The organism is Mycobacterium sp. SMC-18 (assembly GCF_045310895.1).
Classification (GTDB): Bacteria; Actinomycetota; Actinomycetes; order Mycobacteriales; family Mycobacteriaceae; genus Mycobacterium.
Genome location: NZ_JBJIAL010000012.1, coordinates 102,601 through 119,379, shown reverse-complemented (window position 1 = coordinate 119,379; position 16,779 = coordinate 102,601). Strand labels below are relative to the sequence as shown.

Annotated in this window: 18 protein-coding genes, 1 tRNA gene and 1 pseudogene; 8 read left to right on the top strand and 12 right to left on the bottom strand. The window is 67.1% G+C overall.

Annotated features, from left to right (window positions below; genetic code table 11):
• Nucleotides 1-115 precede the first annotated feature (115 nt).
• Genes ACJH6J_RS13290 through ACJH6J_RS13280 form a run of 3 tightly spaced genes read left to right on the top strand, consistent with a single transcriptional unit; the run spans nucleotide 116 to nucleotide 2,271 of the window.
• Nucleotides 116-922 carry a helix-turn-helix domain-containing protein gene (locus tag ACJH6J_RS13290; protein WP_406804052.1) on the top strand — a complete coding sequence of 269 codons (807 nt, stop codon included), beginning with the start codon at nucleotides 116-118 and terminating at the stop codon, nucleotides 920-922.
• Nucleotides 923-976: 54 nt separating this feature from the next.
• Entirely contained in the window at nucleotides 977-1,903 is a 927-nt protein-coding gene (locus tag ACJH6J_RS13285; RefSeq protein ID WP_406804051.1) for an alpha/beta hydrolase, read from the top strand.
• Nucleotides 1,900-2,271: a cupin domain-containing protein gene (locus tag ACJH6J_RS13280; RefSeq protein ID WP_212812199.1), complete on the top strand. Its 372-nt coding sequence runs from the start codon at nucleotides 1,900-1,902 to the stop codon at nucleotides 2,269-2,271. Before ACJH6J_RS13285 ends, ACJH6J_RS13280 begins: the two co-directional genes overlap by 4 nt.
• Nucleotides 2,272-2,285: 14 nt before the next feature.
• On the opposite strand, the gene ACJH6J_RS13275 is transcribed toward ACJH6J_RS13280, so the two are convergent.
• From ACJH6J_RS13275 to ACJH6J_RS13265, 3 genes are all read right to left on the bottom strand, one after another.
• A complete protein-coding gene (locus ACJH6J_RS13275; RefSeq protein WP_212812200.1) occupies nucleotides 2,286-4,079 on the bottom strand; it encodes a hypothetical protein in 1,794 nt (597 codons plus the stop codon).
• Between the two features lie 144 nt (nucleotides 4,080-4,223).
• The gene (locus ACJH6J_RS13270) at nucleotides 4,224-5,726 is read right to left on the bottom strand and encodes an alpha/beta hydrolase family protein (protein WP_212812201.1); all 1,503 of its coding nucleotides are present in this window, start codon (nucleotides 5,724-5,726) and stop codon (nucleotides 4,224-4,226) included.
• Between the two features lie 69 nt (nucleotides 5,727-5,795).
• A complete protein-coding gene (locus ACJH6J_RS13265; RefSeq protein WP_212812202.1) occupies nucleotides 5,796-6,026 on the bottom strand; it encodes a hypothetical protein in 231 nt (76 codons plus the stop codon).
• A gap of 518 nt (nucleotides 6,027-6,544) precedes the next feature.
• On the opposite strand from ACJH6J_RS13265, the gene ACJH6J_RS13260 reads away from it, so the two are divergent.
• On the top strand, nucleotides 6,545-6,961 hold the full coding sequence (locus tag ACJH6J_RS13260) for a transglycosylase family protein (protein WP_020104397.1): 417 nt from the start codon (nucleotides 6,545-6,547) through the stop codon (nucleotides 6,959-6,961).
• A gap of 12 nt (nucleotides 6,962-6,973) precedes the next feature.
• On the opposite strand, the gene ACJH6J_RS13255 is transcribed toward ACJH6J_RS13260, so the two are convergent.
• From ACJH6J_RS13255 to ACJH6J_RS13230, 6 genes are all read right to left on the bottom strand, one after another.
• Nucleotides 6,974-7,120: a hypothetical protein gene (locus tag ACJH6J_RS13255; protein WP_212812203.1), complete on the bottom strand. Its 147-nt coding sequence runs from the start codon at nucleotides 7,118-7,120 to the stop codon at nucleotides 6,974-6,976.
• Between the two features lie 179 nt (nucleotides 7,121-7,299).
• Nucleotides 7,300-8,286, bottom strand: coding sequence for a TIGR03557 family F420-dependent LLM class oxidoreductase (locus ACJH6J_RS13250; RefSeq protein WP_212812204.1), 987 nt, complete (start codon nucleotides 8,284-8,286; stop codon nucleotides 7,300-7,302).
• 27 nt (nucleotides 8,287-8,313) lie between these two features.
• Nucleotides 8,314-8,553, bottom strand: coding sequence for a CsbD family protein (locus ACJH6J_RS13245; RefSeq protein WP_318985278.1), 240 nt, complete (start codon nucleotides 8,551-8,553; stop codon nucleotides 8,314-8,316).
• 136 nt (nucleotides 8,554-8,689) lie between these two features.
• Complete coding sequence (locus ACJH6J_RS13240; RefSeq protein ID WP_406774967.1) at nucleotides 8,690-10,054, bottom strand: Dyp-type peroxidase; 1,365 nt, start codon at nucleotides 10,052-10,054, stop codon at nucleotides 8,690-8,692.
• Nucleotides 10,021-10,425 (bottom strand): YybH family protein, encoded by a 405-nt coding sequence (locus tag ACJH6J_RS13235; RefSeq protein WP_406804050.1) that lies wholly within the window; start codon nucleotides 10,423-10,425, stop codon nucleotides 10,021-10,023. The genes ACJH6J_RS13240 and ACJH6J_RS13235 overlap by 34 nt, the downstream gene beginning before the upstream one ends.
• Complete coding sequence (locus ACJH6J_RS13230) at nucleotides 10,422-10,982, bottom strand: hypothetical protein (protein WP_406804049.1); 561 nt, start codon at nucleotides 10,980-10,982, stop codon at nucleotides 10,422-10,424. Before ACJH6J_RS13230 ends, ACJH6J_RS13235 begins: the two co-directional genes overlap by 4 nt.
• Nucleotides 10,983-11,222: 240 nt before the next feature.
• Here ACJH6J_RS13230 and ACJH6J_RS13225 point away from each other — a divergent pair, with 240 nt between their 5' ends.
• Genes ACJH6J_RS13225 through ACJH6J_RS13215 form a run of 3 tightly spaced genes read left to right on the top strand, consistent with a single transcriptional unit; the run spans nucleotide 11,223 to nucleotide 12,540 of the window.
• Nucleotides 11,223-11,516, top strand: coding sequence for a hypothetical protein (locus ACJH6J_RS13225; RefSeq protein WP_406804048.1), 294 nt, complete (start codon nucleotides 11,223-11,225; stop codon nucleotides 11,514-11,516).
• A gap of 36 nt (nucleotides 11,517-11,552) precedes the next feature.
• Entirely contained in the window at nucleotides 11,553-11,897 is a 345-nt protein-coding gene (locus tag ACJH6J_RS13220; RefSeq protein WP_212812209.1) for a heme-binding protein, read from the top strand.
• Nucleotides 11,898-11,925: 28 nt separating this feature from the next.
• Nucleotides 11,926-12,540: a hypothetical protein gene (locus tag ACJH6J_RS13215; RefSeq protein ID WP_244872610.1), complete on the top strand. Its 615-nt coding sequence runs from the start codon at nucleotides 11,926-11,928 to the stop codon at nucleotides 12,538-12,540.
• 56 nt (nucleotides 12,541-12,596) lie between these two features.
• Here ACJH6J_RS13215 and ACJH6J_RS13210 read toward each other — a convergent pair.
• Together ACJH6J_RS13210 and ACJH6J_RS13205 are read right to left on the bottom strand one after the other, a co-directional pair.
• Nucleotides 12,597-13,928 (bottom strand): annotated as a pseudogene (locus tag ACJH6J_RS13210) (erythromycin esterase family protein); the annotation flags it as partial.
• Nucleotides 13,929-14,045: 117 nt separating this feature from the next.
• Nucleotides 14,046-16,121 carry an FUSC family protein gene (locus ACJH6J_RS13205; protein WP_406804047.1) on the bottom strand — a complete coding sequence of 692 codons (2,076 nt, stop codon included), beginning with the start codon at nucleotides 16,119-16,121 and terminating at the stop codon, nucleotides 14,046-14,048.
• A 184-nt stretch (nucleotides 16,122-16,305) separates the two neighbouring features.
• Here ACJH6J_RS13205 and ACJH6J_RS13200 point away from each other — a divergent pair, with 184 nt between their 5' ends.
• A complete protein-coding gene (locus tag ACJH6J_RS13200; RefSeq protein ID WP_406804046.1) occupies nucleotides 16,306-16,677 on the top strand; it encodes a hypothetical protein in 372 nt (123 codons plus the stop codon).
• Nucleotide 16,678: 1 nt separating this feature from the next.
• On the opposite strand, the gene ACJH6J_RS13195 is transcribed toward ACJH6J_RS13200, so the two are convergent.
• Nucleotides 16,679-16,752, bottom strand: a tRNA-Ile gene (locus ACJH6J_RS13195).
• Nucleotides 16,753-16,779: the final 27 nt, after the last annotated feature.

Sequence of the window (16,779 nt, the reverse complement as noted above, 5' to 3'; positions counted from 1 at the left end):
GTCCACCTCTGCTGATCCGGCGTTCCGTAACGCTGTTACAGAGCCACCTTACGGAGTCCGGATTCGGCTGTGTCGAGAACCCTCGGCAAGCCCGCGCCGCGCCTACCATCGAGACATGGAAGCGAGCACGCGGCGGCTGAGTGCCGCCGTGTGGGACCTCGCGATTCCGGCGCATCGGCAGCCGGGGATGGCGATGGCCGGTTTCCGCGGCCGGGCGCCGTCGCAGCTCGCGCTGCAGCACGTGCCCTACCCCGCGGTGACGGTGTTCATCGAGTTCGGCGACGGTGTACTCGTCGACGCCACAGGCGTACGCCGGACCGGCGGCGGGGTCGTCGGCCTGACGCCCGGCACCGTGACCGCCGTCGGCCGCAACGTCGACTGCCTGCAGATCCGACTGTCGCCGACACTCGCCCACACGGTGTTCGGCGGCTGCGACCCCACCGGCGTGCTGTCCCTCGACGCGGTCTGGGGCCGTGCCGCCGAGCGGCTGTGCGACCGGCTGCACACGGCAGCGTCGTGGGACGAGCGGTTCGCCATCGCCACAACGGAATTGGCGCACCGGCGCGAAACCGGGCCCGCCGTGGACCCTGAGGTCTCTGCCGCCTGGCGCGCGATGGTGCGCAGCCGTGGACAGGTCCGCATCGAGCACATCGCCGACGAGATCGGCTGGAGTCGCAAGCGACTGTGGCATCGGTTCGGCACGCAGATCGGCCTGCCACCCAAGCGGGCCGCGCGACTGGTCAGGTTCGACGATGCCGCGCACCGTCTTGCGACCGGCGCCGCGCCCGCCGAGGTGGCCGACGCCTGCGGCTATGCCGACCAGTCGCATCTGCACCGCGACGCCCGGTTGTTCGCGGGGTTGACACCGGCGGGTGTCGCCGAGGCACCGTGGCTCGACGTCGACCCCGTGGCGTGGCGGTAGTCCGCGGGAACATTCCTCCAAGACACCGCCGCACCGGGCCGCCATCGTGGGGGCATGGACCCCGAGCTGCAGCCCTTCCTGTCGCTGTTCCCGAAAGCCGAGTTGGACGATCCCGTGGCCGCCCGCCGGCGGCTCGCCGAACTGTCCGCCGCCGTGCCCGCCCCCGACACCGCCGGCCTGCAGATCAGCGACCGTAGCGTTCCCGGCCGCCCCGACGTTCCGGTACGGCTGTACCAACCCGCGGAACCGGTCGGCGCGATCCTGTGGTTGCGTGGCGGCGGATTCGTCATGGGTGATCTCGACACCGAGCACCCCTGGGCGGCGCGCATCGCCCAGGCCACCAACGCCGTCGTGGTGTCCGTCGGCTACCGCTGCGCACCCGAAAACCCTTATCCCGCAGCGCTGGACGACGTCTACGAGGCACTGACCTGGCTGGCGTCGAATGCGTCACTGCTCGGTGTCGAGCCGGGCCGCATCGCCGTCGGGGGTCACGCGGCGGGCGCCAACCTGGCCGCCGCGGCCGCGCTGCGGGCACGTGACGAGGGTGGCCCCCGGATCGCTTTTCAACTGCTGAACCAGCCACCGCTCGACGACCGTCAGCGCAGCTGGTCGGCCCGCACCTTCACCGACACCGTCTTCATGACGCGCGCCAAGGTCGCCGCCAGCTGGCGGCACTATCTCGGCGGCCGACCCGCGACGGCCTACGCGGCACCGGCCCGGGCCGAGGATCTGTCCGGGCTGCCGCCCACGTACCTCGCCACCGCGGAGTTCGACCCCAACCGCGACGAAGCGCTCGAATTCGGGATCCGGCTGCTGCAGGCCGGCGTGTCCGTCGAACTGCACCAGTGGCCCGGCACGTTCCACGGATCTCAGGTGATCCTCGGTGCCGACGTCTCGGTTCGTCTGCTCGCCGAGATCAGCGGTGCGTTGCGCCGCGGGTTGACCGCCGGCTCGGCGGACCTGCGGGCGGTGCCGGCATGACCACCGCCGTCGATCTGTTCGCCTCGTTCGTCCATCTCTACGACGACGGCCGCATCGAACCGGCCGAGCGCACGTTCGGCTCCGGCGAGCCAGGGTGGCACGTCATGACATTCCACGCGGAGACCGACGCCGAGGTGCATGCGGACTATTGGGAAATCCACACGGAGGCAGACGAACTCGTCGTCTGCCTCGCCGGGGAGATTCGGCTGTTCCTAAGGGCTGCCGACGACGGTCCAGGTGTCACCCTGACGACGGGACACGCGCTGGTCGTGCCGAGTGGGACGTGGCACCGCATCGCGTTGTCACGTCCCAGCGACATCATGTCGATCACGTTTCCCCGCGGCAGCCGGCTCGAGCAGCGCGACTGACCGCGGGGACAACGTCAGACCACCTCGCGGCGACGGCGCCCGATGTAGACGGCCAGGCCGACCGCACCGAGGCTCAGCACGCCGCAGGTCACCGCGGCGATGGTCAGCGCCTTGTTCGGGTTCTCCAGCCCCTTCTGGTCGTTGACCAGTTGCAGGTTGTAGTCACCGGGCAGCGGCGCCTCACGCGGCTCGTCGAGGCCCGGGAACTGCTGCGTCCGGTGCACCTCGAATTGCCGTTCGCCACTGGGGCTCTGGGTCCACTGACCCCAGGCCGGGGTGACACCGTCGAGCAGCACGCGGCGTTCGCCGTACTGCACGTCGTCACCGGCGTCGACGATGCGCTGCACCCGGAACGGCTGGTAGACCGCATCCGAATAGCGAACCTGGACAGGCACATTCGCGTAGCTCAGCACCGGCGGAGGCGGCGGGGGCAGCGGCACGCCGACACCCGGGTAGTAGCCGCCACCGAAGAAGCTGCCGACTGCCACGTTGACGGCGGTGTTGACGGCGTTCACCACGACTGCGGTGAAGCTGTACGCCGCGAGGTCGGCGACCTCCATGACGATGCGCTGTAGCGGCGGGATGTACACGATGCGCGGCGCGTTCCGGTAGACGTACACCACCCGCACGGGGTCGCGGTACGGGTTGAACAGCACCGGACGGTAGTAGTCGTCGTACTGCACCCAGTCCGGCCGCCACTGCCGCACGCGGTTGTCCCAGTCCCGGCCCATGGGCCGGTCGTCGCGACGGTCCCAGTCCCGCCGGTTGTCACGAAGGTTCCAGTCGGCGCGGCTGTCGAACTGGAAGTTGGCGACGTTGACGACCTTGGCGAGATCGGCCACGTCGTGCACCGGGGCCGGCGCAGGCAGTTTCACGTCGACTGCTGCGGCGGCCTTTGCGGTGGCGATGTCCTCGACCGGAGCGGTCAGCGTCTCGGGCTTGAGCAGCTCGATCGGCTTCACGTCGCGGACTTCGCGGGCCGCGGCGGTCGACGGCGACGCCGACTTCGACGAACCTGCCGTCACCGTGGCCGACGCGGAGGCCGAGGCTTCGACCCGTCCCGGCCCGGCCTCGACGCGCTCACCGAGCTGGCCCTCCACACCGGCGACCGGCTTGCCTTCTGCCACAGTGCGATCCGTGGGCGCCGTCGACTTGTCCGGATCGACAGCACCGGCCGGCGCCGGACGCTCGGCGAGCGCGGTGGTCGGGCCCTGCGTCACCGAGGTGGCGGACGGCGCCGACTTGTCGGGCTCGGCGACGGCGGTCGATGGCCGCGCCGGCGTGGTCGGGTCGACAGGCGCTTCCTGCGCCTTGGTGACCTTGGTGGTCGGCGCGGGAGCCTCGGTGTGCGACGGCGGGGCCGCGACGACAGGCGTCTCGACCGGCGGGGTCGTGGTCGCCGGAGCCTGTGGCGTCTTCTCCGGTGCCTTCTCGGGAGCCTTGTTCTCCGGGACCTTGTTCTCCGGAGCGGCGATCACCGGCGCCACCGGGGTGACGGGCGCCGCGGGCGGATCGGCCGGCGGCTTGGCCTGAACGGCGGGAACGTCGGCAGGAACAGGCCGGCTCGGCGCCTCTGCCTCTACCGGCTGCTCGCGCTGCTTGCGTCCCCGCTGGCCGCCGTCCTGCCCGTAGCCGCCACCGGAACCGGAGCCGTCCTGCGCAGCGGACGAATCCTGCCGCGGCGGCTTCGGCACCAGCGTGGTGGTGCTCGAGCTGTCTGAATCACTGCTCGGTTTGGCGGACACCGGCGCCGCGCCCACGGTGAGCGCGGTCAACGTCGTCACCACACCAGTGGCGACGACTCCCACGAGCCGGCTCTGCCGGCGTGCCTGGCCAAAATTTTTGTTATCGGTTTTATCGGTTCGAGTACCCATCGCGCATCGACTCCCTGCTGTGTCGCAACGTCTCACCGAGTCCATCTACTTAGACGGGCTCGGCGTTACATTCGACGTCTACTTGCCCGGGTTTGTTCCGGCCGCGATCGTCGCGGCCGGGCCGGCGGGCGGTGCGGGGGTCGTCGATCCCGCCGGGAACCCGGTCACCGGCACACCGGGAGTGCCGACGCGTCCCGCCAGCCACGGCAGGCTGGTCTGGAACGCCGTCACCGCGAACGGCCAGTCGTGCTTGCCCGGCTGCGCCACGACGGCGCAGTCGATGCCCAGCTGACGCCCCTGGGCACACAGCGTCTTCCCGGCCTCGGTCTGGTCGCCCGGGTTGCCGGCGCCGTCGCGGCCGCCGAGGCCGATGGCATCGGGGTGTGCCTTGGCGCCCTTCCACTGCGTCGGGGCATCCGACGAGATGGCGAACCAGCCCGAAACACCTTGATAAGGACCGTGTTTGGCCATCACCGTGCGCGGATCGAACGCCGCCCACTGAGCTTCACTGCCGCCGTAGAGCCGGGCGATGGTCTGCTCCTTGGTACCCGCGTTGGGTCCCATGTCCCCGGCGATGTCCACGAACGTGCCGAACTGCTCGGGGTGCATCACCGAGAGGTCCACCGCGCAGGTGCCGCCCATGGACCAGCCCACGACGCCCCAGTTGGCGGGTGTGGCGCTGACGCCGAACGTCGATTCCATATAGGGCGGGACGTCCTTGGTGAGGTGGTCGGCGACGTTGCCGCGCGGGCCGTTGACGCACTCGGTGTCGTTGTTGAACGAACCGCCCGCGTCCACGAAGACGAACACCGGCGCGTTGCCGCCGTGGGTCGCGGCGAAGTTGTCGAAGAGGCTGGCGACGTTGCCGATGCGCAGCCAGTCCGCCGGGGTGTTGAACTCGCCGGCGACCATCATCACAGCCGGCAGCGGCGGGGTGTTGCGCGCGAACCATGCCGGCGGCAGGTAGACGATCTCGGTGCGGTGTTTGAAGCCCGATGCGGTGTCCGGGATGTCCACCTCGACCACCGCGCCGTGCGACGGGACGACACCGGCGGCCTTCATCGAGGTGACGCTGGACATCTCGGTCTCGTCGGTCAACGGGCCGGCGGTGAGCTCGCCCCACGCGGTCTGCACCGTCGGGAAGTAGCCGACCCAGTCGTTGAGGGCAACGCCGGTACTGAGCACACACAGCGGCACGGCGAGGACCGCGACGCCGCGGCGCCACCACGGGGTGCCGCGCCAGCCGAGTATCAGCACGCCCAGCGCCAGGCCCGACAGGCCCACCCAGATCCACAGGGCCGGCGGCGCCGGGTTCCCCGCCAGGCCTTGCGATGTGGTGAACCAGTTCGCCCATGCGGCGGCCGCGATGCCGAGAATGGCGCAGACCGGCAGCCACAGGTAGCGCCACCGCCGGCCCCGCCAGCCGATGGCGACGAGCAGCACGATCGCGGCGATCACCTGGATGGTCACCGGCAGCCAGCCGTAGAGCAGGGACAGTCCGTGGTGATTGGGGGCGACAACGGGCGGAAGAGTCGGGGCGGCGGGGCCGCCGGAGGCGTCGGCAAGGAGCGTCGTCGTCACAGAATTCGATGATGGTGGCGGTAGCTGTGCGCCGGCTGTGCTGACCGCATGAGGCTCGTGAGCTTCGGGCTAGCCGATCCCCACGCCGAAATACAGCTCGGGCACGACGCCCGGAAAGAGGTCGCGCGGGTTGGCGCCGCCGGCCTGTCCCGGAATGCCGACGCAGACGTCCTCCTCGACGCCGTCGACGTGCCGGCTCTGGCAGGTGGCCGGCTGGTCGGCGGTCGCGGTCGGCGCCGTGAGGAATCCGGCACAGAGAGCCGCCGACAGTCCGGCGGCCAGCCGCGCTGTCTTGTTCATCGCGTTCATTGCACTCGTCATTGCTCGGGCATTCGTCGCCATGCCGGTTTCCGCCTTGTGACCAGTTTGCGCCCGGCCGATTCGGGACGCCAGGACCATTCCGAACGAATGCCAGACGGTCCAATTCACTCTAGTAACAGCAGTCACAGCTGTCACATAGGAAACTCTAATGTGGATTAGTAACTCAGATCACTTCAATAACAATTGCATCACTGAGCGCGATTGAATCACTAATAACAAAAGAATCACAGGCCCCAGTAGTGCCTATAACCACACGGTAAACACTACTCACGTAACAACTCACTGACCTGCAGCGACACGCCCAGTAACAACAGTCAGCGCCGTCGCTTCTGCATCAGAAATATGCAGAAACACTAAAATTACTCGAAGAATAACAATTACCCCATTAGCACAGCTGATTATCAGGTTTAACGTCTGTATAGACAGCACCATGCGTCAATTGCGAACCATTTTTGCGAGCGGAATCAGGCCGTTCGCACAACAGGATCGAGGTGGGTATGAGCGGGCACCTATTTGTTCGTGCGGTCGCCATCTCCGGCGTCCTCGCGATCTCCCAACTGTCGTTGGCGATCTCCGAGGCAAACGCCGAACCCAACTGGGACGCCATCGCCCAGTGCGAATCGGGGGGCAACTGGTCGGCCAATACCGGCAACGGCTACTACGGCGGGCTCCAATTCAGCCCCGGCACCTGGACCGCCAACGGCGGCACCGGCTCACCGGCGGCGGCCAGCCGCGGAGAACAGATCCGCGTGGCCCGAAATGTCATGAAGACACAGGGAATCGGCGCATGGCCGGTATGCGGTAGCGCGGCTGGACAGGCTCAAGCGCCCAACGTGTGCCGCACTCTCGTGCAGTTCATCCCGCTGTCGAACCTGCCGTTCCTGTGCCGGACGCTGCTCAGCGTCTTCCGCTGACGGCCAGGAGAACTACCTGCTGGTCAGCATCGCGAGTTCCTGCTCGGTGACCAAGCGCTCCATCTCGGCCCGGTAGGCCTGGTCGTCGGACGGACGACGGGTGACGGCGGCGGTGACCTGCGCGACGATGCGTTCCACCTTGCGAGCTGTAGACATCATTGGACGCTCCCAACCACGAACTGAATGGCCTGACTGCCCTCCGGCCACTCTGATCACACTGGTCTACACGCGTCACATTTTGGATACGGCTGCATCACATGTCGCGCACGTTGGCGTGCCGTGCGCGTGTCGCGCGCAATCGTCGTGAGACCGTGCCGCGCTCCGCGACACGACGCCCGTCAGGCGGCGTCGGCGCGCAGTGCCGCCAACAGCGCCGGGGCCGCCTCATCGAAGAAGCTGTCCTGGGAATCTCCGCCGATCTGCACGAGTGCGATATCGGTGAAGCCGGCGTCCCGGTAGGCGCTGACGGCCTCAACGACGGCGTCGATGTCCGGGCCACAGGGAATCTGCTCTGCCACGTCCTCCGGTCGCACGAACCGCGTCGCGGCATCAAAAGCCTTGGGGTTGGGCAATTCCGCGTTCGTCGGCCAGCCACCGCCGAACCACCGGAACTGTTCGTGCGCACGCGCCACTGCCTTGTCGCGATCGCGGTCCCAGCAGATCGGCAACTGCGCCACCGCGCGTCCCGTCGTCTCCAGGCCCTGCACCCGACGCTCATGGATCCACTGGTCGACGATCGGTTTGTCAGGTGACACGTCGATCATGAAGTCGGCGAAGTCAGCCAGCCGCCCGACCGCCTTCTCCCCTGTCATCGAGATGCCGATCGGGACGGGATCGGCAGGCAGATCCCACAGTCGCGCGGAGTCGACCTGGAAGTACTCACCCTTGTGGTTGACGACCGCGCCGTCGAGGAGCTGGCGGATGATCTTGGTCGCCTCGCACAGCATGTCGAGGCGGCGCTCGTAGGCCGGCCAGCCCTGACCCGCCACGTGTTCGTTGAGGTTCTCGCCGGTGCCCAGCCCGAGGAGGAACCGGCCGTCCGCCAGAATCTGTGCCGTCGCCGCCTGTTGTGCGACGACAGTCGGGTGGTACCGCATCGTCGGACACGTGACGTAGGAACAGAGCTCCACCCGGCTGGTCGCATGCGCAACGGCACCGAGCACCACCCAGGCGTTCGGCGCATGCCCCTGCGAGACCAACCACGGCGAGTAGTGGTCACTGCAAACTTCGAAGTCGAAGCCCACTTCCTCGGCCCGAACAGCATGTCTGACAAGCTCTTTCGGGCCGCATTGTTCAGTCATCAAGGTGTAGCCGAATGAAGTCATACGCGCGCCCCTCCGATGTAGCGCCAACTACTGATCCTGCTGGTTCGCGCGCTCCCGCGCCTCTGCCGCCTTTGCGGCCGCCCGGGCGGATTCCGCCTCGGCTTCCCGCTTCGCCGCGTCGCGCTGCGCCTCGCCCTTGTCCTGCTGCGCCTGGCCCTCACGGAACAGGTCGTCGCGGCCGATCAGCGCACCGAGCAACGTCTTCACCTTGCCTTTGATGCCTTCGACGAGACCTTTGGCAGCTTCTTCCGGACCGCTCTTACCCATGAGCTCCTCTTTCCGGTCGTGGTTTCGCGACGGCCGAGCCATCCAGCCGCCACTGGATGGGTTCCCCGACCGTCGGATGCGAAACATGGGCTCGCGTGGCTGCACAACATGGCCCACGCCGGGCCGTGGAGAAGTCTCAGTCCCCCAGCGACGCCAGATAACGGATGCCGCCGATACCCGGCAGGAAGAAATAACCGCCGCCCTTCAACGTGGTGAAGGCCGGAAGTCCCTTGTGCACCTTGCGAATCGGCCGTTTCGGGACCGTGAAGTCGAGCGTGCCGTCCTGCGTACCGCAGATCGGGTCATGCTCGTTGCCGAGTTCGTGGAACGCCTTGTCGTTGATCCAGACGTTCTGCGCAAACTCGAACTGGCGCACCAGATCCGCGCAGATGATGAAGGCCGCGATACCGCGGTCGACACCGTCGTCCGGTGCTCCGTCGGGCAGTGCCGGGCCGTACGTCGCGCCGCGCCGGATCATCCGGCGGCGATTCATGTAGTGCGCGGTATCGCGCGGATTGAGCCGCCGTGCGTGCGCCCCCAACGGACACGCGTAACCGAACGGATCCTCTTCCTTGTAGTTGAAGTCGTTGTTGCGCATCGGATCCGCGCCCAACTCGGGGTCGTCCTTGTCCGGAGCCAGCACCAGCGGGGCGCCGCTGCGCCACCGGCCCATGAACTTGGCGGCCAGCAGCTCTTCACCTTCCGGGCTGTCCGCGTTCTGGCGCAGGTACTCGCGAAAGACGGCGACGTGCTCCTCGAGCCTGCGGTACGCCATGTAGCTGCCGTTGCGCGAAAGCACCTCGGGCTGAGGCAGATCCACCACCGGCCCGTTCTCGTCGTCGTACCCGAGAATGAACTCCCCGGGCGCCAACGGGTCGCCCGAGCCTGGCGTCGGCTCCTCCCCCGACCCCTTCATGACCGGTTGCGACAACCGGTCCCGGAATCCGAAGTGGTCGTGGGCGTAGTTGAACGGCGGCGTGGCATTGAGATCCAGATACGACAGGCTGCGCACGCCGTCGGTCCGCGCGAGTAGGTCGTCATGCGCCGCGATGGACTTCGCATTCTGTTCGTCCGTGCGGGAGAACAGGATTGCGATGGCGTGCAGGTCATCACCGGCCAACCCGCCGACCCAGTGCTCCGGTGCCGCGGGCCCGACGTCACCCAGGATGGCGGCCCGCGATGCCATACCCTCCCGAAACGCATCGGGGAACGTCGCCAATAACTCCTCGGGCACGCCCAACGCGCGCAGGCCATTCCAGGTGAACGCCAACGTGACCCAACGATCGGACTCGTCCATCGTCGCCTTGGCGTCGGTCGCGGACTGCACCTTGTCCTGCATCTCTGCCAGCCATGCCCGGCCACCTTCAGGGGTGTCGAACGTCAGGAACTCGTAGCGCCCGGTGAGCGCAGGGGTCCGGGTCAGCAGGATGTGCTGAATGTCGTCGAATTCCAGGTTGGGAGTGTCCGTCACGGTGTGCGCTGCCCCTTCGCCCAAGCCCATGCCGCGACTCGCCAGCCGTCCGGAAGTCGGCGCAACGCGACGGTGAACACCGCTCCCGTCTGGGTAACGCGGACGCCGTTGAGGTCGAACGTCATGGTCGCCGGGGCCACCACATACGCACTGTCGCCGGAGGTCTCGTCGTGCAGCGGGTCACCGAGGATGACTCGGTAGTTCGCCGCTCCGAGATGAGCCCCTTCGGCGACGACACCGCGATGCCAATCCGTCGCCGCGGTCGGTCCCACCCACAGGTGCGGAGCCATGCCATCGAGGATCGCCCCGTCGGGAGCGAAGGCAGCCGACATCGCATCCGGATCGTTGGCGTTGAACGCATCGATGTAGGCACGGACCGCACCCAGTGGGGTATCGGTCATTGCATCTGATCGAGCATCGTCGAGAACGCCGCCTTGAGCCGCAACGCCTTCTTGATCTCGTCCGCGGTCACGTAGGGGTACTCGCCATACTCCAGGAAGCTCGGCTGCTGGTGGTCCCGGACGAATTTGATGAACGCCTCGGTGTTGGTCTTCCAATCCTCGGGAAAGCCTTCGAGATTGGTGAACACCGTCGTGATGCCCGTCGCGCTGAACAGGGCGACCGCGTCCTCGGTGTACTTGTCGAAATCGGTGTCGAAGATGCCCATGTACTGAAAGTGCAGACCCGAGCCCACGTCGAAGAGGTTCCAGCGCAGGTAGTGCAAGCGCAGCGGCGCCAACGCTTCCGGGCTCGCCTTGATGGTCTCCTCGATGGTCCTGCCGTACGCCCTGACCGTTTCCTCGCGGCCCTCTTTCACCTTCGCGATGATCGAGAAGCCGTAGCAGGCCGGGGTCTTCGGGAACACCGGGCCGTAGCGACCCCGCACCTCTTCGAAGTAGCCCTCCTTGGGGATCGCCATGGCGGCCGGCTTGGTCCAATCCTGGCTGTTCTCGCTCATATTGACCCCTTCGTCACGCATACTCGACATGGCGGACCGTACCACCGCCGCCATGCGTGGCGCGGCGATTGCGGCACGGTCGCTCAGCAAACCGCACGAAGGATTAACACAGCCTGAACAACGCAATAATCGCGCAACCGCTTCTTGAGCGGCAACGTCCAATTATGCTCAGCCGACACCGGTTCCGCGCACCGGCGCAGTGCCGACAACCGCGAGCCAACCGTTCGAAGGAAGACGACCATGCGACTGAAGCAGCGCTCCCTGAGTCTGGGTCTGGCGCTCACGTTTGTGCCCATCGGCATCAGTGCGGCAGCACCGGCCTCGGCCGACTGCACCGGCGCCGGATACGCCACCGTGTGCGCACAGGGTGATGTCCGAGGTGGCGGCCCAACTCCGCCGTCCGCGGCCTACCCGTCGTACTGCGCTGATCCCTGGTATTGCGACGACGGCTGGGGCGTGGACGTCATCGTGCCCCTGCCCCCGCGCCCGCCGCTGCGCCCCGGCGGCGGTGGCGGTATCGGTCCGCGTCGCTGATCCCTTTATTTCGACAACCTCGAGGAGCAACCAAACATGAGAATCCGCAACATCATCGGTGCCGGCCTGATCGCCGGTGCGACGTTCATCGGCACAGCCACGACCGCCATTGCCGACCCGCCGGACTGCACTGCCGGCGACCTCGCGAACGTGATGTCCGGCGTGAACGCCGCAACCGCGTCGTACCTGTTCACGCACCCCGATGTGAATGCGTTCTTCACGGGTCTCAAGGGCAAGACTCGGGATCAGATGCGGACCGATATCACCGCGTACATGGATGCGAACCCGCAGGTGAAGACCGACATCGAGGGTATCCGCCAGCCTGCGGCCGACTTCCGCGCGCGCTGCAACGCCCCGATGCCGGACGGTCCGCTGAACTGACGGCGGGGGCCGGAGAGGAGTGAAACCGATGAGCTCTCGCATGAGGGTGGCCGGCGGCGCGGTTGCGGTCAGCGCGGCGGTGATCGTGACGATCACCGGATGCAGCAAGGATTCTGCGCCACCCGCCGCGTCGAAGTCGGCGACGTCGTCGAGCGCCGCCACGTCGACGACCGCCTCCACTCCGGCCCAGCCCGTCGACTACTCGGCGCTGCTGATCAAGGCGACCGACCTCGTCGCACCCGAGGAATTCATCGCAACCCCGCCCGTACCGGACCCGGGCGGTAAACCCGGTGTCGCAACGTCGTTCGGCAACGCCGACCGCACCCACGTCGTCGGCGACACCATCCTGATCCTGCCGGACCCGGCCGCCGCCACCGCGGCGCTCGAGGCAGCCAAAGCCACGCTCGGGGGCAGCGTGGTCGGCGGTACCCCCACGCCGATCGAGGTTGGTAGCGGCGGCATTTCGGTGTCGGGGAACTCGCCAGACGACTCCAAATCAGTGACCGTCGTGCTGTTCACCGAAGGCCGCGCGTTCGTCACCCTCGAATTCGACGGACCCAAGGACGCCACCCCGCCGTCCGACTTCGTGCTCGACGTCGGCCAGAAACAGGCCCTGGCCATCAAGAACGGACTGCACGGCTGACGGTCGTCCGCTCCCTCCCGTAGGCGCGGCATCGACCTCACGCTGAGGCGAGCGGTTCAGAGCCCACTCGGATACGTCTCCGGCGTTTCCCCTTCGTGCCAGACGCTGGTCGGCTCGAGTGGTTCCAGCGCCCGGGTCCGGTCGATGTGGATCATCGCGTCGTACTGATCGGCGGCACGCACGTGGTAGTAGTGGCTCTGCCGTTCCGTCTCGGGGCGGTAGATGACGCCGATGGCGCGGCTCAGGCGCGCGACCGAAAGCGGTTCGGCGGCTTGGCGAGTGAGCAGGGGCGATACGAAGAATGACGGGCCACCCACTGCGTGCAAGAGCTCCTCGACACTGCCGCTGAGTGCAGGCCGGACCGCCTTGCGTTGGGCGACGCCACCCCACCTGCTCGCCGCGGTCACGGTGCCTGCGTAGGTACTGAAGCCGATCAACCGGCATTCACGGCCATACCGTTCCCGGACCAACTGGCCGAGCGTGAGCTCTCCATCACGACCCACCTCCGTCGCGCGAGCGTCACCGACATGCGAATTATGCGCCCAGACAACGACTTTTGAGTCTTTGGCGCCGTCGCGGTCCAGGTGGTCCAGCAACGCGCTCAACGTGCGAGCCATGTGTTCGTCGCGCAGATTCCATGACGAAACCCGGCCACCGAACATCGTGCGGTAATACTCTTCGGCGTCACGAACGGCCTGCGCGTTCTGTTCGGCGTAGAACGCCTCGTCCTCACCGAGCAGGCCGTCCTGATTGGCGATATCCGCCGCGTTGCGCTGCATATCCAAGAGCTGTTCGATCGCCTGGCGTTCACACGTCCGTCCCGCGCCGAAGGCCGCGGCATAGCCGTATTCCTGACCGTCTTCGGCCGACGCGACATGGTCGAAGCAGGCGTAGCGCTCGCGGGCCCTCCCCGCGGCTCGCGGATCAACCTTGTCGAGATACGCGATGACCTCACTCATGGAGCGGTGCATGCTGTAGAGGTCCAAGCCGTAGAAACCGGCCGGCCTGCCGCTGCGATCGGCGAATTCGGTGTTGCAGCGGCGCAGCCAATCGACGAAATCCCGGACCACGATGTTGCGCCACATCCAGGCCGGAAATCGTTCGAACCCACTCAGCGCCTGATCCGCGGACCGATCGTCGCCCAGTCCACGAACGAACCTGTTCACCCGGTAGGAGTCCGGCCAATCCGCCTCGGCCGCAACGGCGCAGAATCCCTTCTGCCGGATGAGCCACCGCGTGATCGCGGCACGTGCGGCGTAGAACTCATGCGTTCCGTGTGACGCCTCCCCGATGAGGACGATTCGCGCATCGCCGATCAGCTGTTCCAGCACGTCCACCGGCGGTACCCCGTCGGGCGCCTCGATCGCGACGGAGCGGATGACGTGCGCTGACGCGTGCCTGCCCAGGGTTCGCAGTGACATCGATCGACTCCTCTCATCGACCGGCATTCCCCGCTTTCAGATGCGTAAACGGCAGCCCCGATTCTCGGAGGCCCTACGCATGACTCAGACCCTGCTGGTGACCTCGGTCAGCGCCCGATCCAGCATGTTGAGCGCGCGCACCGACGCACGCACCGGACCCGGCCGCATCTCGGGCAGGCCGACATCGAAAACAGCTGCCTCGCTGCGCTTCTCGTTTCTCACGTCATCGCCGGCGACCAGTTTCCGTACCCGGGCTATCGCGTCGACAGCACGTGCCGCGGCCTGATGCAGAGCGTCGTCGGCGCCCTCGAGAGGCGGCCCGACATGCGACGCGGTGACCCCGGCACGCGCCAGCGCATGCGCCGAACGGTTGGCTACCTGCAGACCGCGCATCAGGCGCCGGACCCCATGCCGGAGTTCCGAAAGCGGACCCATCTGAAGCGGTTTGCCCGCCGTGACGGCTTCCTTCAGGGCGTTGTCCATCCGGCGGGTGTCGGCAACCAGGTCACCAGCATCGCCTGCGGTGAGTACTGCCGTTACCGCCGTGTCGATCACCCGCTCCATGTGGTCGAGGTAATCGTTGACCTTTTCGACGAAGGTGGCGCGGGTCTTGGTGGAGAAGACGAAATACGCGGACGCGATACCCACCAAGCTGCCCACCGCTGTTTCCGCGATGCGCACCTCGAGCACCTGGGCACTGAAATTGCCCAGGAGCCCGTACAACATCGCGAGCAGGACCGTCACGAAGAACGTCAACCAGAAGTAGGCGACGGTCGCCAGGTAGAACGCGAAGAACACACAGACCACCAGGACGACGATCTGCAGAGCCGGGTTCCGCCCGATCTCCGCGGCAAGCAGCACGCCCGCCACAACCCCGGCGATGGTGCCGACGATGCGATGCCCGGCGCGCGACAGGATTTCACCGCGCGTCGAGACACCCGTGAACACCAGGAAAGCTGTCAGCACCGCCCAATACCCGCGGTCAGGTGAGATGAGATTGCCCAAAACCGTTGCGGCGCTGGTCGCCACCGCGACCTGAATCGCGGCTTTGGTGCTGGGATCCAGTCCCGACGGCGCGTCCTGGCCGTCGTCGCCGTCGGCCTCGACAGCGGCTGCGGCTGCGGCGATGTCGTCGTCGCTGATGCCGCGGGCGTTGGTGGTGATGTGGTGAATCGCCAAGTGTGCCTGCATCGCCCGGTACGCCGTGACCGTCGCGACGCCCGCCGAGGTCGACAGGTCGGCCTTGTCCGCCGCTGCCGCGCCCATCCGTCGGGCCTGCCGCAACTGTTCCTCTGTGGGGTTGTTGTCCAGGCAGATTCGCAGCGCGGCCACCGCGTCGACCAGACCCTCGGGCCACGGCTCGTCCTGGTCCAGCCACCACAGGAACGATGCCGCCTGTTCCAGCATGATCTGCGCTTCGAACACCCGCAGCGCCAGGTCCTTGCTGGTGACACTCAGTGATTTCGCAGCCTCATACCGGTCCAGCCAGTCGTCGATGAGCAGCGCCGTCTCACCCAGCTGATCGAGTTCGTGCCGCGCGACGTCGACGCTGACCTGACCGCGCCGGGTGGCGACGTCCAGCGTCGAGAGCGACGCGGCGCGCAGTGCCGACAGCAGGCGACGTGCCTCGACACGTGGCCGTTCCGGAAACAGCAGCACGTGCACCAGCAGCGACGACGCGATTCCCACTGCCACCGCGACCGCCAGCACCGGAATCTGATGTACCGGGGTCCGCAGGAACATCACGAAGAAGTACGAGATGAACGCGACCATCCCGAGCGCGTTTCCGCGCGGACCGTACCGCCGCACCCACACCGCGGCGAACAGCACGGCGATGAAGCCGACGTCGACGATCTTGCCGTGAGGCGCGAGGAATGCCGCGAGGGCCATGGCGCCGATCGCCGGGAAGAACAGCAACAGCGTGGTGATGTTCCGGCTGCGCTGATCGCGATCCTTGACGGCGGCCGAGGCCTGCATCGCGACCACCGCGCCCAGCATCGCGACGGTCACCGGTTGCCCGGCCGCACGGGTAAAGGCGAGCATCGCACCGATCGCCAGCAGCAGCGAGAAGGTGGTCGCCGCCGCACTGCGCAACCGGATGCGGCCGGGGTCGGCAGCGTTGAGGACACTCGCTCTCCGCACCGCTGTCGCTACCTCCACAGGTCAATTCTGCGGCATCAGCCTGTGTGGCATGTCCAGGTCGATGGACGTCGCGGTTCTGGCTTCGCAGCGTTGCCAACCGGCGTAAGTTACCGTCGTGGCACGTCGCAAAGGTGGGCTGACCAGCAGGTTGATCAGCGCTGCCATCGCATCGCGGCTAAGCCGCGAGGAGGAAGTCGGTGGGATGACCCTGCCGAACGTGCGGCTGTGGCTCGGCGGCGAACGCAATCAGCCATTGTGCGATTCGGTCGTGCTGCAAGTGCGTTCGGCCGGCCTGCCCTGCGACGTGATCGCCACCGGAGAGATCGATGTTCCCCGCCGCATGCGCCAGCCGCGGACGTTGCATCTACGCCCCGCCATGCTGAACCTGCCGCCGTTGCGCAAAGCCACGCTCGCCGTGGAGATCCCTCCCGTCGCACAGCGCAAGGCCGCTCGCGCGCTCAAGCGAGGCGAACCCGTCATCGCCGTGATCGAAGTCGAAGCGACGGATAGTCGGGGCAGTTCGGCACGGGTGACGCGGCGGGTGTCGTTGAGTCCACCGTCCCAGCGGCTTTGAGTAGGGCGGGCGGGGCTCGAACCCGCGACCAAGGGATTATGAGTCCCCGGCTCTAACCAACTGAGCTACCGCCCCATCGCGAAGATCGCGGCCACCATGTTC

Bases quoted from the DNA above. Each gene is read 5' to 3' on its own strand.
- ACJH6J_RS13290 (WP_406804052.1), top strand. From the start codon at position 116: ATGGAAGCGAGCACGCGGCGGCTGAGTGCCGCCGTGTGGGACCTCGCG.
- ACJH6J_RS13285 (WP_406804051.1), top strand. From the start codon at position 977: ATGGACCCCGAGCTGCAGCCCTTCCTGTCGCTGTTCCCGAAAGCCGAG.
- ACJH6J_RS13280 (WP_212812199.1), top strand. From the start codon at position 1,900: ATGACCACCGCCGTCGATCTGTTCGCCTCGTTCGTCCATCTCTACGAC.
- ACJH6J_RS13265 (WP_212812202.1), bottom strand. From the start codon at position 6,026: ATGAACAAGACAGCGCGGCTGGCCGCCGGACTGTCGGCGGCTCTCTGT.
- ACJH6J_RS13260 (WP_020104397.1), top strand. From the start codon at position 6,545: ATGAGCGGGCACCTATTTGTTCGTGCGGTCGCCATCTCCGGCGTCCTC.
- ACJH6J_RS13255 (WP_212812203.1), bottom strand. From the start codon at position 7,120: ATGATGTCTACAGCTCGCAAGGTGGAACGCATCGTCGCGCAGGTCACC.
- ACJH6J_RS13250 (WP_212812204.1), bottom strand. From the start codon at position 8,286: ATGACTTCATTCGGCTACACCTTGATGACTGAACAATGCGGCCCGAAA.
- ACJH6J_RS13245 (WP_318985278.1), bottom strand. From the start codon at position 8,553: ATGGGTAAGAGCGGTCCGGAAGAAGCTGCCAAAGGTCTCGTCGAAGGC.
- ACJH6J_RS13240 (WP_406774967.1), bottom strand. From the start codon at position 10,054: ATGGGCTTGGGCGAAGGGGCAGCGCACACCGTGACGGACACTCCCAAC.
- ACJH6J_RS13235 (WP_406804050.1), bottom strand. From the start codon at position 10,425: ATGACCGATACCCCACTGGGTGCGGTCCGTGCCTACATCGATGCGTTC.
- ACJH6J_RS13230 (WP_406804049.1), bottom strand. From the start codon at position 10,982: ATGAGCGAGAACAGCCAGGATTGGACCAAGCCGGCCGCCATGGCGATC.
- ACJH6J_RS13225 (WP_406804048.1), top strand. From the start codon at position 11,223: ATGCGACTGAAGCAGCGCTCCCTGAGTCTGGGTCTGGCGCTCACGTTT.
- ACJH6J_RS13220 (WP_212812209.1), top strand. From the start codon at position 11,553: ATGAGAATCCGCAACATCATCGGTGCCGGCCTGATCGCCGGTGCGACG.
- ACJH6J_RS13215 (WP_244872610.1), top strand. From the start codon at position 11,926: ATGAGCTCTCGCATGAGGGTGGCCGGCGGCGCGGTTGCGGTCAGCGCG.
- ACJH6J_RS13200 (WP_406804046.1), top strand. From the start codon at position 16,306: ATGACCCTGCCGAACGTGCGGCTGTGGCTCGGCGGCGAACGCAATCAG.